Source organism: Pseudomonas sp. NMI542_15, assembly GCF_021283425.1.
GTDB lineage: Bacteria > Pseudomonadota > Gammaproteobacteria > Pseudomonadales > Pseudomonadaceae > Aquipseudomonas > Aquipseudomonas fortuita.
On the sequence record NZ_JAJSRO010000004.1, the window covers coordinates 19,035 to 33,787 of the forward strand.

Consider the following 14,753-nt stretch of genomic DNA (forward strand, 5'->3'; position numbering starts at 1 on the left):
GCCTTTCTATTTGAAGTGAAAAGTCACGCCGTGAGCCGTTCGGTCGTCTCGCTGGCCTGATCCAACTGCAGCGCCAACAGGTACTCGGAAGCCTCACGGGCCAGCCCACTGGCGCGGAAGATGGCTCGCTTATCCTCCTTGAGGATCTTCAACCAGGACGCCAGGTACTCCTCATGGCGTAACTCGCCCTGGGTGCCGGTGAGGGCGCAGAGAAACGCTGCGCCCATCTCCGCGACCAACTCCTCGAAGGCGTACGCCGCAGAGCCGAATGCGTGTCCGCCTGTGATGCCTTCCCGGTTGAGGCGGGCGTGGTGACCCGACCAGTGCGTCAGCTCATGCAGCGCGGTCGCGTAGTAGCTGCCGACGTCCACGAACTGGGCCTTGGTGGGCAATTGAATGAGATCCCGGATCGGTAGATAAAACGCGTCATCCCCGTAGCGGTGTTCGATGCGTGCGCCGCTGGCGGCCAACAGACGCTCGGCAGGTGCATGATCGATGAATGCCATCGGATCTTTACCCTCGTCGTGGTACTGCTCGTCGTTGGGTAGTCCCTCGGTCTGCTCGATGTTGAACAGGCAATGCGTTCGTAGCAGTGCGAACTGCACCATCTTGACGTTACCTTGCTCATCACGGACGACCTGGCCGTCTTCGTCGTGTGCTTCCTTGCTCATGGGTTTGTACAGCACTGCGAGGGTCGATTGTTCGCCCTTGCGCACATGCCCACCGGCTTTCCGTGCCTGGTTGTAGGTGAGCCAGCGATCCTGGCGGTACCCGCGCAGACGCGCTTCGGCCCATAGCAGTGGAATGTTGATACCGGCATAGGGGCGCCGGGTAATCGCGTTAATGGGGAAAGGTGCGTCAACACTTGAGCCTGAAGTGGTCCAGGGTTTGATCCACGGGATCACCCCCTGATTCAGAGCGTTGACGATCTTGTTGGTGACGTCCAGGTAGATATCGGACATGGCGTTCTCCAGTCAAGGAAGGGGAACGCTGCCCGGCCGGGAAGGGTTCCCGGTGGGGTAAGTGGACAGTGGTAGGGTGGGCGTTCAGGCCGATGAGATGTCCACACCGATCTCATGTGGCAACCTGATATGAAGAAAAACAGGGCCGGTTTCTGGCGTGATGTGAGTTACCTGAAACTGAGTGACTGACGCCGAGGAGCGTGATTCACTCTGGGAAGCTTGATCGAGTAGCAAGTCGAGCGATTGGCGCAAGTGGTGATCTACCGAAGCCAGAGCGATGCCCAATACGGTCTGCAAGCGCTGTCCTGATTGCTCAACTGTGTCAGTAGCCGTACCAACCTCGGCGATGAATTGCCATACCCCTGGGCTCAGGACAATGGCAGGTAAGGAGCGGTTATTCCTGGACACTGGTGCCTCCCGGGAGCTGATCCAGCGATGGCCTCCAGGAGCATCCCGGGTAAGTTCCATCGCCACCGCGCTCACTGAAAACTTGGCGTGTCCAGGCATTAAAACGCGCTTGCTCGTGGGGTCAACGCCTAATCCAGCCTGCCTTGCAGGTCGAGTTTCCAGCCGCTTCCAGCGAAGTTTTTCCATCCCAAAACTTCAGATGAATCGCTCGCTGTTGTTGGCGTGGAGATTGAAAGGAGCGATGTCCCAGAGAGGCACAAATTCGTGCTTCCCTGGAACATCGCATGTGTCTCCAGAGCAGTCAGGATTTCCCGGGCAGGGCAATCTCAGCAGCGATGTACAGGTGCGTGGATGTGGCCTCAATCACCAATGCCCCGTCGGTGCCGCGTAGGCTTTCCAGAACGGGATCATCAAGGTCGAAGTACTCGGCAAAATCGTCGCCACCGAATTCACTGCGAGCGCGATTCCACCAGGCGTCAAAGTCGTCGACGTCAGGGTTGCAACCCATGGCGTAGGCAATGTGTTTGCGGCTACTTCCGTCGGATTTGCTTTCGCCGAACTCGGACATGAGGTAGACACCGTGGTCTTTGACCCCTCCAGGCAGTGCGGAGGAATGCCACCCATGCGGGAAGAATTCCCAGCACGGAAATGGAAAAGGAGCTTCAACGGAGCAGGGCTCAGTGAGGCCGATGTAAAAGAGCGCTCATCACCGCGGGAGCGGTAACCGGGCGAGCCACCGAACGCTAATCGCCCTTGGGACAACCGTCACGGGAGTGACGTGGCCTTGAAGGTTGAGGCCACCTGGGGTGCTGGAATTCCAGCGCTTGCATGTCCGGTGTATCAAGCGGGCCGGCATTGCGTCAATGAAGATTTTCAGGGGGGCGTACTGCGTCAATCCATGCGGTGCCACTGGTGATCAGCAGCGTAAACCAAGTGATCAACGGTCATGGAAAACTGCGTGAGAGGAGTAAGCTAAGGCTTGGATCCAAATTGTTTAAAGCGGTTTGACCGCACGTGCGGTGAAGTAAATGGAGATAGGAAAATGGCGACTCCAGCGTCTTCAAACTCCAACCGGACTTCTTTCGGCAAGTATTTGATTCGTGCCGCAACTCGCGCGGGTCGATTGGTGAATCAGCTAGAAGCCAGCGTGCTGCATTCACCGATGTTGGCGAGCGTGCCGTTTGGGTATCGCCGGCTCGGTATGCAGATTGTTAAGGTGATTCTTTTGCTTGCTGTTGCATCAGTTGCATTCTTCCTGGCGGTCGGAATGGTAGCCCTATGGGCGTTTGCCGCGCAGCCTATTGAAGCGAGTGATGATGAGCCCGATGTATTCGAGGTTAGCCATCCTCAGCATCGTTTCAAGTATCCAGAAATGTACGACGAACACGGATCACTTCGTTAACTGATTACTTGAGCTTTTGTACGCTTCCAACAACTTGTGATGTTCCCTTCCCAGCTTGGAGTTTGGCACTCTCTGCACCTTGAGTAAGAAGGCTCTGGACGTTGCTGCCAACGTTGTACCCCGCCCAACTCATGGTTCCCAGAAAGAACATCGGGAGCACCAAAAACATCGCCCCCATCACGTACTCGATCACCTGTGCGGTGACCGTCCCATCCATGAACCCTGCCGTTGGTAATGTTAAAAGCGCCTGGTCCGTGACAGAGACCTGGTGATACAGCGTGTCGAGCATGCTCGAGTCGATCCAGCGGGCCAGCTCCCACCAAAACGTCAGCATGTGTAGGGTGAACAGCGCGAAGGTAATCGTCATCAGCGCTTTGAGCTGATAGGTGCTGATCAGCAGCACCAGCGGCAGGCTGATGATCGTGCCCATGATCAGGAAGGCCTGCACCATTGGCAGTGCCGCACGCAGCGCATTCATCGCCGGGAAATTGCTGAACGAGCCCAAGGCCAGGCCGGTGTTGGTGGCCAGGTTGTTGAGCCCCTGTGTCAACGATCCACCTCGGGCACTGCTGCCATAGTCCTGGAACACCTGGCCAGGCGCCATGCTCAATGACTGCTGGCGCGGGCTCACCAGTTCACGCAGGGTAGCGTTTTCGATTTCGGTGGAGCTGTGTCCGGTCAGCCAACCGCGCAATTGCGTGAGCAGGTTTGGATCGACCTCGGCGACCAGGCGGTCGCGCAAGCCGACCGTGGCATCGCTCCACCACTGCTTGCAGGTTGGGTAGCCCGCACCGTTGTCCAACCGGGGCAGGGAGGTGTCTCGCGTCTCGTCATATGGCCAATCAACCCGGGGCGTGCGCGAGCGATCCGTGTCGTAATAGCCCGGCGTGTCGAGTAGGTAAGTCGAGCCAATCCAGGACGCATCGTAGCTCTGCGATTCGTCCAGCTCGGGGCGGTTAGTAAACAGCCGCGAGCGCGAATAGCCATAGCAGTCGCGGGTGAAATCGGCGACTTCCTGTAGCAGCACTTGATCGTTGATCCGTGAGCTGTCGATCTCCATGCGCATCGCGCGGATGTCGGGTGCGCAGGGGATGGACGCAGTCGCTGCAGCGGTGATGCCTTTGCTCATGGCATGCACCAGGTACCACCACACCGGCACGTTGGCGGATTTTTCGCCAATGGTGTTGAAGGTCATGCCCCAGGCCGTGTCTGTGGGCTTGGCCATCGACACCCCACAGCGCTGGCTCGCCGCATCGTCGAAGGTCACGGAGGAGAGGTTCAACGGGAAAAACGGCATGCAGCCAAACAGGATGACGACGTAGCTCATCCACAGGCGGTTCTCGACGCGGGGGATTGACAGCAAGCCCTTGTTGCCCTCGTCGGCGCCCTGTTGGCGGGCCGACAACCATTCCTGCAAGATGATCGCGCCAAACGGCGCGGCAAAGAGTCCGGTGTCCGCCAGCGTGTTCCAGATCCCGTTGTTGATGATCCACGCCAGCAGCGACAGGTAGTACTCGAGGTAGCTGTTGGTGCTCATGTTCATGACTGCACCTCACACTCGTGACAGTTCGACCAGGACGATCGAGCCAAAGCCGACCAGCCCCAAGCGCATGAGCCGTTGCTGGTCTTTAGGTAACGGCCGCGAGCGCAATGCTGTGGTCCAGCCGGCGAAGATCAGGCTGTATAGCAGAGCTCGCCAGTAGGCGAAGTAGGGCGTATTCCCCCGCGCATCCTCGAACCAATCGACTTGGGGGCCGTTCAGTTGCAGCGCCATCCAGGCAACCAGCAACGTAACGATCATTGAGCCGAAGATCAGCAGCACTCGGGCAACCGTGCTCCTCACAGAACGCGGCATCATGGCGTGCTCCTTCCTTGCTCCGCATGATGTAGGCGGTCTGGCTGCGGATCGCGCTGGTCGATGCTGCGCGAGGCATCGGCGCCGCCGGCGTGGCGATCAAGGACCAGGCTGGCGGTGTTGGTGGCCAGGGCTTGGCGCACCTGCAACTCGGTTTGCAGCAAGCGGATCTCGCGCTCCAGTGTTTCGACATTGCTGTTGAGGGCAGTGGTAGCGGGTTGTGCCGACGCCACATTGGGTTCGTGGCTGCCGGCGAGCAGCGTGCGTTGCAGCAGCATCGCCTTGTAGATCACGCTCGACAGCGCGGTCTCGCTGGCCAGGCGTCGGGCCAACAGGTTCTGGTCGGGATCATCGCGCAGGCCCTCGATGACCCCACGGGAGACCTGCAGCAACGGGCTGGAGACTTTGCCCAGGTTCTCCGGCGTGGGCTCCTCTGCGCCCGACAACATGCGCTGCAAGCCTTCAAGGTGCTGGGTGTAGGTTTCCTGGATCAATGGCGTGAGACCTGCACCCGCGCTGACGCGCAGCGTCTCGCAGTCATCACAGGTCTCCACTTCGGTCTCACCGAGCACACGTGTGGCCCACTCAGCGGCCTCGTCGGGGCTCCCCCAGGCCTGGCAGATTGCGCCGTTCTGACAATTTGAGCCGACGGCCGAGGTGTCCTCGACCGAACGGTTGTGCAGTAGGTTGTAACCCGCCTTGACCACGTCCGAGGTCACTCGGATCGGCGCCTGGCCATAGCCGCCGGCCTTTTGCCCGCCGACCCAGCTGACACCGTTGTTGCCGTTGTTGGATTCGGTGTCCTTCACCGCGGTCACGGCATCACCGTCGGACTGCTCCAGGTTGTGCTGCATTTCCTGGTTCTGTGCCAGTGCTCCCCAACCGGCCTGATCCACCTTGTCAGCCATCTTCGCCGCCATCGCCTGGCAGGTGAGCTTGGAGCGGTCGAAGTCGATGCGCCCCTGGAGCACGCCGTTGCTCAGCAGCTCATACAGCCCGGGATTGGCGCGCTGGATGATCATTGCCGGCAGCGACATCACCGCCTGGGTGGCGTTCTGGATGACGTTGCCCATGATTTGTTGGAAACCCTGCGTGGCACCATTGAGCTGGTTCTGCAGGGTGTTGGAGAGGTTCATGTTTCCGCACATCATGTTCGCGCGCCAGGACAGGCCTACGCCGAGTCCGCTGGGGCGGTAGAGCGAGGAGGGCGCGCCCACCGCCGATCCGCCACCGATGGTGTACATCACCCGATCGTCCAATACCTGTGCCTGGTCGCCCAGGTGGTAGCCACTCTCGGCGGCGTGGCCAGCGGCGCACACGAAAAGACATACCAACCCGAACGAGAGGGTGTTCATCACTGCCCTCCATCAAAGTCGATGCTGAACAGAAAGGTCTGTCCCATGCGTTGGCAGCACCTGTACGGGCGCCACAGCGACCAGGCGTAGGCGCCCTCGGCACTCTGGAGGGTGGCGCTCGGGAAGATGGCGCAGGTGCTCTGCACCATCGGAGTGAGCAACTGCCAGCGGTGGTTGTTGATGTTGTTCTCCATCACCGGCTGCGGCGGCCAATATCCGGGCGCTGGCATCGGCTGCAACGGTAGGTAGACGTGCGGCTGGCCAACGCGGGTGATGAAGTCGCTGGCGCGCTGCGCCATCACCGCGGCGGCCTTGAAGTCATCGGGTTGTACCAGGAATCCCTGCCGCGGGTAGACGCTACCCCACATGTTGCCGAAGGCCTGGCTACCGATCTCGCGCATGCCCGGAGTCAGCGCCTGCGGGTAAACGGACTCGGGGATGGCGTGGCGCCAGGCCAGCGGATCGAGCGTGCTCAGGTAGTAGGGCGCAAGCGGCACCGCCCCGCTCGGACACGCATAGCCGAAGCCGAAACTCTGGGCCAGGGCCGTCAGGGCAGCGCCGCCGGGATGCCCGATGCCGTCGACATTCTTGAAACGGGGCAGGTTGTCGCGTTGCGACGAGGGCGTGATCAGGTTGCCCCCGCCTTGCGACAGGGGCGTCGGTACCGAAAGGGCAGACATCTCGCCCCAGGGGTTACTGCCGGTGTTGGAATAGCTCGACACCACCAACTCGGGAATGAAGTGCCGGACCTTGGGTGAGGTTCGCACTGTGCAGCCGAACGGCGTACACAGTAGCCAATAGCAGATCCCGACGATTCTGTACTCCAGACACTGCAGCGACGCGACCGAGGCAATGATGGCGGGGGTGGTCAGTGCCAAGCATTGTTCGGTGAGGAACATCGTGAGAGATGCGGCAAATATCCGCTTGGCATTTCCGCGCCTGCTGCTGCGATGTGCTCCGGAGTGCCGACCTAGAGAGACCGATCTGTCTAATGAGTCTTTCATAGCTATACCCAGCACCTAATCGATGTAACGACGACGGCGTGGTTGAGTGTCTGAGGTCTGACTCACGCGGTGGACCAACTAAATGAGAGCCGAAGCATCGTTTTTGCAGGTTCTCAAGCCAGCGTAACGTCCGAACCTCGGGGCATGGGCAACGAAGGCAAGCTGTTTTAGGGATAAGCTTTACTACTGAAAGGGGAGAAGACGTGGTTGCTATGGGCACGCACCTGGAACACTGGTCTAGAAACCTGCGGGTGGTGACACTCGTGCTGTTGCTTGCTGCGCCAGGGGCTGACGCCGATCTATTTGATGATATCCCAGGAGCACGCTCCATTGGGGCAGGCGAGTTTCGCTGGTTTGGCCTTACTATCTATGAGGCTCGTCTGTGGAGCCGCCATCCTAAGCCGACGCTAGACACCGCTTTGGCCCTGGAGGTCACGTTCCTGCGTGATGTCAGCAGAGCCACGCTTGTCGAGATGCTTCAGGACGAATTCCGCCGATTGGGCGGCGACAAGCTTGAGGAAGAGCAATTGGCGAAATGGAGCTTTGAGATGCGCAGGGCGTTTGGCGATGTTCGGGCGGGACAGCGGCTGATAGGGGTGTACCTGCCTGGGCGCGGTTGTCGTTTCTATGTGAATGATCAACTGAGCCGAGAGGTGCTTGACCCTGACTTCGCCCGAGCGTTCTTCTCCATCTGGCTAGATGGCAGAACACGCTTTCCAAAGTTGCGGCGCGCGTTGCTGGGCGATTAACGAATCCGAACATGCGAAGGCGCGATGGGGGACAATCAAAGGGTTGCATTATGACCAGTTGATTAGCGATTTATTTCGAAAATGGCAGCTGGCGTTGACCTCTTGTCAGACGGTACCTTTCAGGGCCGGTATAGGCGGTTGCGAAATGGGGGGCGTTCGCTATCGTGGCATTACACGCTCCGTATAAAACTAAAGTTATAGGAGGCGACATGAGAATTCGCGGTGATGTGTTTTGGGATTGGGCGGATCAAACGCTCCATCATCGCACTCATGACGAGACCCTTGACGACGGAACCTTTATCGACGTCCAGGTGCGATTGTCGCGTACCGGCAGTACGCAAATGTTCATTGGCGTATACGCGCCACAGGGCATGGCGGTACATGAGGAGGCTTTTGACTCGCGACCCGGCGAATCGATGACGCGGGCGTTGGCATGGGGCGTTGGGCGTGCCAGACGGATATCCCTCGAACATGCTTCCACCGGAGACAGCCCTCTATCAAAACAAGGCTGAATGCCTTTGTTCGCCCCGCTGAGGACACGTGCTGTTGGATTACGGCTTTATACCCCGTCGCCGATCAATTTCCGCCGCGATGCTCAGGGCGGCTTCCAATTCAGTGATGCGCTGTTCTTCCATCAGTCGCCAGCGTTGAGCCTTTTCTTCGGGCTCGGTCATGGCCAGGGCGAGGTACAGGCTTGGTGGTACCGCGCGAAACAGCGTCTCCAGCTGCTTGGACAAGACCACGCCCTCGGTGTACTTGCCCGAGGCCTTGCTCGCCGACAGCAGCAGAGTCTTCTGTGCCGGCGTGAGCTTCTTGAACCGCGCGATCTCTTCGATCTCTGCCGGCGGCATGTTCAGGCAGATCCACCACTCGATCATGTTGAGCATGGTCTGCGCCGCATCGGGGAAGTCGGCCAGGTTCTGCGTCGCCAGCCAGAACCAGGCACCCAGCTTGCGCCACATCTTGGTGCCCTTGACCACGAAGGGCGCCAGCAGCGGGTTTTTGGTGATGATGTGGCCTTCGTCCGTGACCATGATGATCGGACGACCGAGGTACTGGTCGCGTTCGGCAAGGTTGTTCACGGTGTTCATCAAGCTGATGTAGCTGATCGACATCTGCGCTTCATAGCCCTCGCGGGCATAGGTGGCGAGGTCGACGATGGTGACATCGCTTTCCGGCCAAGGGGTGCCTGGTCGGTCAAACAGCGCACCCTCGAAACCTTGGCAGAACAGGTCGATGGACTCGGCCATTTCCTGGGCCCGCTCGCGACGTTTGTCGGGCAGGTGGGCGTCGCTGGCTACCGTGCGAAGGGCATCACGGACATGGCGCGTCATGACCTGCTGATCGCTGGCCGCACAGTGCCTGGCGGCGTCGAGAATGCACTCGCGAATCAGGCTGCGGTCTGCCCGGGTGAGGCGCGCCTCTTCCTTGGCTTCGCCGCCGGTGATCATCAGGCGGGCGGTGATCTCCAGCTCGCCCAGCACATCGCGTTGCTCGTCGCTGCCCGAAGCGTCTTCATCCAGGACCTCGGTCGACAGGCTGGCGACCTGGTCGGGGCGTTCGATCAGTCGGCGGGCATCGGCGAAAGGGGCCAGGCTCAAGCCGCTGCCCGGTTTGAGTTGGACCTTATTGACGGTCAAACCTAGGGTGGCGAAGTAGTCGCCCTGCAGGCCAAAGGAGTTGCCGGCTTCGACGATGAACAGCCGCGGCCGGTACACCGCCATGATCTGCATCAGAATCGAGACCAGGGTGGCCGACTTGCCGGCGCCAGTCGGGCCGAACAACAGCAGGTGACCATTCATGGAACGGTCGAAGCGTGACAGCGGGTCGAACGATAGTGGCGCGCCACCCCGATTGAAAAAGGTGATGCCCGGGTTGCCGGTACCGATGCTGCGTCCCCACAGCGGCAGCAGGTTGGCCACATGCTGGGCAAACAAGAGCCGGGTGTACCAATTGCGTTTATCCCGTGCGGGGTTGTAGACCATCGGCAGCCAGCGCAGGTAGCTGTTGCACGCGGCCACCTCATCGCCCTCGCGCACCGGTTGCAGGCCGGCGCCGAGCAGTACATTGGCTGCCTGGATCGAGCGCTGGCGCAATTGCTGTTCATCGGCGCCGCGCAGGTACAAGGCCAAAGTACCGCGGTACAGCTTGTGCTGGCGACCGATCAGCGCGCGGGCCTCTTCCACATCCTGGCGAGTCTGGGTCGAGGCCAGGTTTTCGCCGATTGCTTTGCGCGCCAGGCGGTTGAGCTGCTCCTCGAGCACATCCTGGGGCGTGATCACCAAGGTCAGGCTCAGGATGGCCTGCTCCGGCAACTGGTCGAACAAGGCGTTGAGCGCCTCACCCTTGCGGGTCTCGCCGGTCAGCTGGCCGATAAGGGGCGGCCTGCGCAGCTTGTCGACTACCATCACCGCGTGCGGCTGCTGATCGAAATACCACAGCCCCTGCTCGCTGTCCGAGTGTGGCTCCTGGAAGAACAGCCGCTCGGCAAAGGCATGGTCGAACGGCAGCGATAGGCCCTCGCCGTCATCGGTCTCCGGGTAGGGCACCCGTCGATAGAACGCTGCTGGTGCTTCACCGGTGAGGGTCGGTGCCGGGTTAAACCAGGGCAGCAACCACGCATAGAAATCCCGCCCCGTCAGCCGGCGAGGATTGACGCCGCAGGCCTGCAACGACGCTACCAGGCGGTCACAGGTTCTTTCCAACAGCTGAGTGGGTTTTTGCCCGTCGTCGTCGGCCTGGTCACCGAGCCAGCGATAGACCACCAGTCGAATCCGCCGATTGCTGCCGCGCCAGGGCAGGTGCGACACGACAGGGTCGTCAAACAGCCCAACCGGTTTGGCAATGGTTTCGAGGTGGTGCTGCATCAAAGCAAGGAAGGCAGCGGTGAAGGGTGTGCCTGTCGCTCGGGGTGCAACGTATTGCTCCAAGCGTTCCAGGTACGGGGAAAAGTCACTGTCGTCCTGGCAGAAGAACTGCACCACCCATGGCGCCTGGTCGAACTCGTCGAAGCTGTCCTGCAGCGCATCTTCCAACGCATCGCGCGCTGCCGTCAGCCATTCCGGCTCACGGCCCTCGGTGCCGATCGGCTGCAACTCGAACACGGCGCCGACCGAGCGGTTGTCGTCGAGCAGAAAGCACTGCTCCTCCTCAAGGTATTCGACCCAGGGCAAGTGGTCGGTGAAACTGGGGTTGTGCGCATACTGTGCAGCCTCATCCGCACGTGTTGCGCGCCGACGCTGCGCCGCGCGCCAGGGCTTCCAGCGCGGCGGGGTGCGATCTACATCATCATCCATCACAGATCGTCCAAGCGTTCGCCGGGCAGCGCATACTGGACCTTCTCGTACAACGGGAAGACGGTCGAATAGCCGGGCACGGGCGTCTGTTGGGTACCGGCCAGGTGCGGGTAGATGTACATCACCAGATCAGGGTTGGGCAGGCGTGGGAACTGGGCGCGGATCTCGTTGGCGGCTGTGCGGGTGTAGGCGCTCTGGTCCTTGATCAGGCGCTCGGGATCAAGCACTGGCCGGCGCAGCTCATCGCGGGCCTCCTGCAACTGCTGCTGCGTACCGACGGCGCCGCCGCTGTTCCAAATATCCAGCATGGTGTGGTCGCCGTGGGGCAGCATTTCGTCCTTGCTGGTGGTGCAGCCCGCCAGGTGCAGGCAAAGCAGCAGGCTAATCCAGGTCCAGTACCGAAACGGGTGGGCTTTCATGATTCACTCTCCGGCCTTTGGGTTCGTAATCGATGCTGATTTCGTGATCCAGGTGCAAGGCCACCTTGGCACCCGGCGGGACGTAGATGGCGGCAAACGCTTCGCCGTAGAGCTTGTTGACCCAGTCACGAATGTCGCCGATGCCACCGCTGATGACCGAGTTCAGTGCGCTGTTGCCACTGTTCTGACTCAGCCCCAAGCTGCCGCTGGCCGAGTTGATGAAGGAGGTGTTGGTCTGTTCGCTGCCCAGCGCTGCTGCAAATCCAGCGCCGGCAGCGGTGATCAGGCTCTGGCTGCCGAGGTACTGCTGGGCGTTGGAGCGACGCTCGCCGGCGATGCAGGGAATGCCGTAAGGGTCGGAGATGTAGCCGAGGCCGCCGCGGATCTTTTCGGTGTCCGAGGTCTGGGTGCTGGCGCGGTTGCGGCTGATCACCTTCTGCGGCTGCGGCACCGTGCGGACGGTGCCGTCGCTGAAGACAAAGGTGAGCGACTCGACCTGGCCGCGCACGCAGGACAAGGTCCAGTCGCCGGCCGCGGTACCGCTCATGACCGCGCCGACCACGTCCGGTAGATCGATGCCGTTGGCGGTGAGGTTGTCCGGTCCCACCAGTACCTTGAACGGGTAGGGATCATTCACCGTGCCGTCCACCGGCACGCGGCCAATCAGCGCGGTCATAGCGATCGAGCCCATCAGGGTCGAGTTCTCCGGGATGGTGTAGAGGGGCTTGGCACCCTCGGCCCGGTCCTGAGTGCCTTCCAGGTCGTGCTCGCCTTTGGCCACGGCACGGAGATGGTCTTGGCCGCGGTCAATCGCGTTGTTGTCTAGGCCATGCAGGTCTTTGAATTTCGACGTCAGCGACGACAACGGTCCCTCAGCTTTGCTGGTGCCCTCCTGGCCGGCACGGGCATTCGATGGCTCGATCCACTGCACCGCATCCGCCGGCAGTTGTGCCCCGGAGAATTGTTGCTCGTCACCCGGCTCGAGACCGAAGCCCACAGGTATTTCGGACTTCGCGGGCGGCTTGTTGGTGAGTTGGTCCTTGAGCCGGGACAGCAAACCCTGGGTCTCGCGGTGCTGTTGCTCGGCCTTCTGCCGGGCATCGTTGGCCTGTTGGCGCTGCTCGGTGACCTGCTGGGTGACACTGCTCAGCGTGCTCTGAATGCGGCTGTCGATGTTGCCTTCGCGCGTGCGCAGGCGGTTGTTCTCGGTCTGCAGCGTCTCGTTACCTTTCTTCAGTGACAGCATCTCGCTGCGCATCGCCTTGACCTGGCCAATCAGCGTGGCCACGGTGTCGCGCGGCGTGTCGCCAGCAATGCCGAGGGCCTTGGCCTGGTCCGGGCTGAGTGCGGTGTTTTCGGGATCATGGGCAGGTTGACCATCCGGCGCCGCCACCCAGGATTTGCCGATGATCAGCACAATTCCCAGCAGGACCGCCGGTACCAGCCATTTCAGCAAACCGTTAGCTTTCATGATCGGCAGCCTCCGGCGCTGGCGGTGGCAACAACAGCGCGTGCCTCAGGTCGCCGCCGCGGGTGACGAGGTACGCCACGGTGGTGTCTTCAGGTGTGCCAGCGTGCCCCAGGTATTCGTGCTGGAAGGTGGCGGCATACAGCGTGGCCTGCAGGTGCCGCGGGTCCAGCTTGACCTTGGCCGACCCACGGTTGACGATCTTCACCGCCGTCACCCAATAGTCGCCCAGCCGCCAGGCGGCGAGCCCCTTTATGGATACGTGCTCGGTCGGCAGCAGTGTGCTGAACCCTGAGGACTCGTCCAGCGGGACTCGACGCACACCGGGCAAGGGCGCCACGGTGCGCAGCGGCGCATAGAGGTTCTGCGCCGCGTAGCGAGTCAGCACCACCGGTACCGGCGTCGCTGCGGGGGCTGCATCCTTCGCGGTTTCCTCGTCCGGGGCCTGAGTCTGGGCAACGATCTTGACCGCCTCCAGCGACTCATTACCTTCGAGCGCTTCGATGTCGATCAGGATGATGTCCCCCGACTTCACCGACTGCAATTGGAGGCGGGTAGGAGGGAGGGCTTCCGACGCACGCAGGTACACCGTGCCGCCGACTGACTGCACACGCAGCTTGCTGGTGATCGCGCTGGGTAGCCCGACGCGAACATCCTCATCCAGCATCAGGATACGTTCCTGACCCACCGTCAGCGGCACGGCCAGCGGCAGGCGGTCCCAGTATTTGACCTCGACGGCGGCTGCGGCTGAACACCACCCGGCCACCGACACCAGCATCAAGATCAAGAAACGCATCATCATGCACCTCCAGGCAGCGTCAGCTTCTGCGGTGTGCCTTCGTAGCAGTCCAGGGCCAGGCCCCATTTGTTGTGCTCGGGGTCGACGTCGAAGCGCACTACGCGTAGCGGATAGCGCACGACGACGCGCTTCACCGGTTCGGCGGCGTAGTACTCGTCGGCATTGAGGTCGAGCTTGACCAGCCAGCTGTGCTTATCCAGCTGCTTTACCCGCAGGTCGGGGTCATCGCTGTAGCCACGACCCAGCACCTCGTACACGCCGCGCACGCGGCCACGTAGTTCGCCGGCTGCCTTGCGGTACTCGAAGTCGCCATCGAAAAACGTCTTGCAAGCGGGTGTCAGGTAGGGCTGCAGGGCGAAGATCGCGCGGTGGTAGTCGACCTCGCCGTCGGTGGGCCAACGGTTAAGCTGGCCGAAGATGTACAGGGCAAAGGCGTAGATGTTTTCCGGCGGCACATCCCACCATTTGCGCGTGCTGCCGGAGCGCAAGTCCGGTGGTACGTGAATGGTCAGTTCGGATGGTGCGGACTGCCAGCCATACCAGAGTCCGGTGCACAGCAGCGCCAGCACGGCCACGGCCAGGCGCAGGCTGAGAATGTGCGCCTGCTGCGCATCCACCTTGTTGCGGAAGCGGCTCATGGGGTGGGCCTCGCAGGTCGGCGCGTACGGCGGACCGTCCACGGGCCGGAGTGTAGGATCAGGTAGTGACTGCTGATGCCCCAGTGCACAGCCAGCTGCCACTGCAGGCGTCGGTACAGCCAAGTTTCTGGACGAGCACGCTTGGCCCGGCGCAGCAACTTGCCGCCACCGAGCAGCACCAGCGCCATGCACAGGAACATGCAGGTGGGGAGGGTGGCGATGGAGGCGGTGGCCACCGCCAGCGGTGCGCCGAGAATCAGGCCTAGTACGGCACCGACGATCAGCGCGACCCACATCTCGTCGTTGGTGAGGCCGCGCAGGACGGCTGGGTCGCGGTTGAGGCGTTCCGGCAGGAAGGTCAGCGTGCCGTCTGGGAGAGTGGCAGGGACGTCGGACAT

Annotated in this window: 16 protein-coding genes; 3 read left to right on the forward strand and 13 right to left on the reverse strand. The window is 61.4% G+C overall.

Annotated features, from left to right (window positions below; translation table 11 throughout):
• Nucleotides 1-23: 23 nt before the first annotated feature.
• The 3 genes from LU684_RS08870 to LU684_RS08880 all read right to left on the reverse strand — a co-directional run bounded on the left by LU684_RS08870 (nucleotide 24) and on the right by LU684_RS08880 (nucleotide 1,974).
• Nucleotides 24-962 (reverse strand): ArdC family protein, encoded by a 939-nt coding sequence (locus tag LU684_RS08870; RefSeq protein ID WP_016488101.1) that lies wholly within the window; start codon nucleotides 960-962, stop codon nucleotides 24-26.
• A gap of 84 nt (nucleotides 963-1,046) precedes the next feature.
• Nucleotides 1,047-1,556, reverse strand: a complete 510-nt coding sequence (locus LU684_RS08875) for a hypothetical protein (protein WP_139139547.1) — start codon at nucleotides 1,554-1,556, stop codon at nucleotides 1,047-1,049.
• Nucleotides 1,557-1,671: 115 nt separating this feature from the next.
• On the reverse strand, nucleotides 1,672-1,974 hold the full coding sequence (locus tag LU684_RS08880) for a DUF3085 domain-containing protein (protein ID WP_200867647.1): 303 nt from the start codon (nucleotides 1,972-1,974) through the stop codon (nucleotides 1,672-1,674).
• 438 nt (nucleotides 1,975-2,412) lie between these two features.
• On the opposite strand from LU684_RS08880, the gene LU684_RS08885 reads away from it, so the two are divergent.
• Nucleotides 2,413-2,772, forward strand: coding sequence for a hypothetical protein (locus tag LU684_RS08885; protein ID WP_016488099.1), 360 nt, complete (start codon nucleotides 2,413-2,415; stop codon nucleotides 2,770-2,772).
• Nucleotides 2,773-2,776: 4 nt separating this feature from the next.
• Here LU684_RS08885 and LU684_RS08890 read toward each other — a convergent pair whose 3' ends face one another.
• From LU684_RS08890 to LU684_RS08905, 4 genes are read right to left on the reverse strand one after another with little or no spacing between them, the layout of a single operon-like run.
• Nucleotides 2,777-4,315 (reverse strand): conjugal transfer protein TraG N-terminal domain-containing protein, encoded by a 1,539-nt coding sequence (locus LU684_RS08890; protein ID WP_016488098.1) that lies wholly within the window; start codon nucleotides 4,313-4,315, stop codon nucleotides 2,777-2,779.
• Nucleotides 4,316-4,324: 9 nt separating this feature from the next.
• Complete coding sequence (locus tag LU684_RS08895; protein ID WP_016488097.1) at nucleotides 4,325-4,630, reverse strand: hypothetical protein; 306 nt, start codon at nucleotides 4,628-4,630, stop codon at nucleotides 4,325-4,327.
• The gene (locus LU684_RS08900; RefSeq protein ID WP_016488096.1) at nucleotides 4,627-5,982 is read right to left on the reverse strand and encodes an integrating conjugative element protein; all 1,356 of its coding nucleotides are present in this window, start codon (nucleotides 5,980-5,982) and stop codon (nucleotides 4,627-4,629) included. Before LU684_RS08900 ends, LU684_RS08895 begins: the two co-directional genes overlap by 4 nt.
• Entirely contained in the window at nucleotides 5,982-6,881 is a 900-nt protein-coding gene (locus LU684_RS08905; protein ID WP_016488095.1) for a TIGR03756 family integrating conjugative element protein, read from the reverse strand. The genes LU684_RS08900 and LU684_RS08905 overlap by 1 nt, the downstream gene beginning before the upstream one ends.
• A gap of 317 nt (nucleotides 6,882-7,198) precedes the next feature.
• Between LU684_RS08905 and LU684_RS08910 the strand changes: the two genes are divergently transcribed.
• Together LU684_RS08910 and LU684_RS08915 are read left to right on the forward strand one after the other, a co-directional pair.
• Complete coding sequence (locus LU684_RS08910) at nucleotides 7,199-7,735, forward strand: chalcone isomerase family protein (RefSeq protein ID WP_016488094.1); 537 nt, start codon at nucleotides 7,199-7,201, stop codon at nucleotides 7,733-7,735.
• Between the two features lie 209 nt (nucleotides 7,736-7,944).
• Nucleotides 7,945-8,247, forward strand: coding sequence for a hypothetical protein (locus LU684_RS08915; RefSeq protein ID WP_016488093.1), 303 nt, complete (start codon nucleotides 7,945-7,947; stop codon nucleotides 8,245-8,247).
• Nucleotides 8,248-8,286: 39 nt separating this feature from the next.
• Here the strand turns inward: LU684_RS08915 and LU684_RS08920 are convergent, their stop codons facing one another.
• The 6 genes from LU684_RS08920 to LU684_RS08945 are packed head-to-tail and all read right to left on the reverse strand — an operon-like array spanning nucleotide 8,287 to nucleotide 14,753.
• Nucleotides 8,287-11,031: a conjugative transfer ATPase gene (locus LU684_RS08920; protein ID WP_016488092.1), complete on the reverse strand. Its 2,745-nt coding sequence runs from the start codon at nucleotides 11,029-11,031 to the stop codon at nucleotides 8,287-8,289.
• Complete coding sequence (locus LU684_RS08925; protein ID WP_016488091.1) at nucleotides 11,031-11,450, reverse strand: TIGR03751 family conjugal transfer lipoprotein; 420 nt, start codon at nucleotides 11,448-11,450, stop codon at nucleotides 11,031-11,033. Before LU684_RS08925 ends, LU684_RS08920 begins: the two co-directional genes overlap by 1 nt.
• On the reverse strand, nucleotides 11,413-12,921 hold the full coding sequence (locus tag LU684_RS08930) for a TIGR03752 family integrating conjugative element protein (RefSeq protein WP_016488090.1): 1,509 nt from the start codon (nucleotides 12,919-12,921) through the stop codon (nucleotides 11,413-11,415). The genes LU684_RS08925 and LU684_RS08930 overlap by 38 nt, the downstream gene beginning before the upstream one ends.
• Nucleotides 12,911-13,717: a TIGR03749 family integrating conjugative element protein gene (locus tag LU684_RS08935; RefSeq protein WP_016488089.1), complete on the reverse strand. Its 807-nt coding sequence runs from the start codon at nucleotides 13,715-13,717 to the stop codon at nucleotides 12,911-12,913. Before LU684_RS08935 ends, LU684_RS08930 begins: the two co-directional genes overlap by 11 nt.
• Entirely contained in the window at nucleotides 13,717-14,355 is a 639-nt protein-coding gene (locus LU684_RS08940; RefSeq protein WP_016488088.1) for a PFL_4703 family integrating conjugative element protein, read from the reverse strand. Before LU684_RS08940 ends, LU684_RS08935 begins: the two co-directional genes overlap by 1 nt.
• Nucleotides 14,352-14,753, reverse strand: a complete 402-nt coding sequence (locus LU684_RS08945) for a TIGR03750 family conjugal transfer protein (protein ID WP_016488087.1) — start codon at nucleotides 14,751-14,753, stop codon at nucleotides 14,352-14,354. Before LU684_RS08945 ends, LU684_RS08940 begins: the two co-directional genes overlap by 4 nt.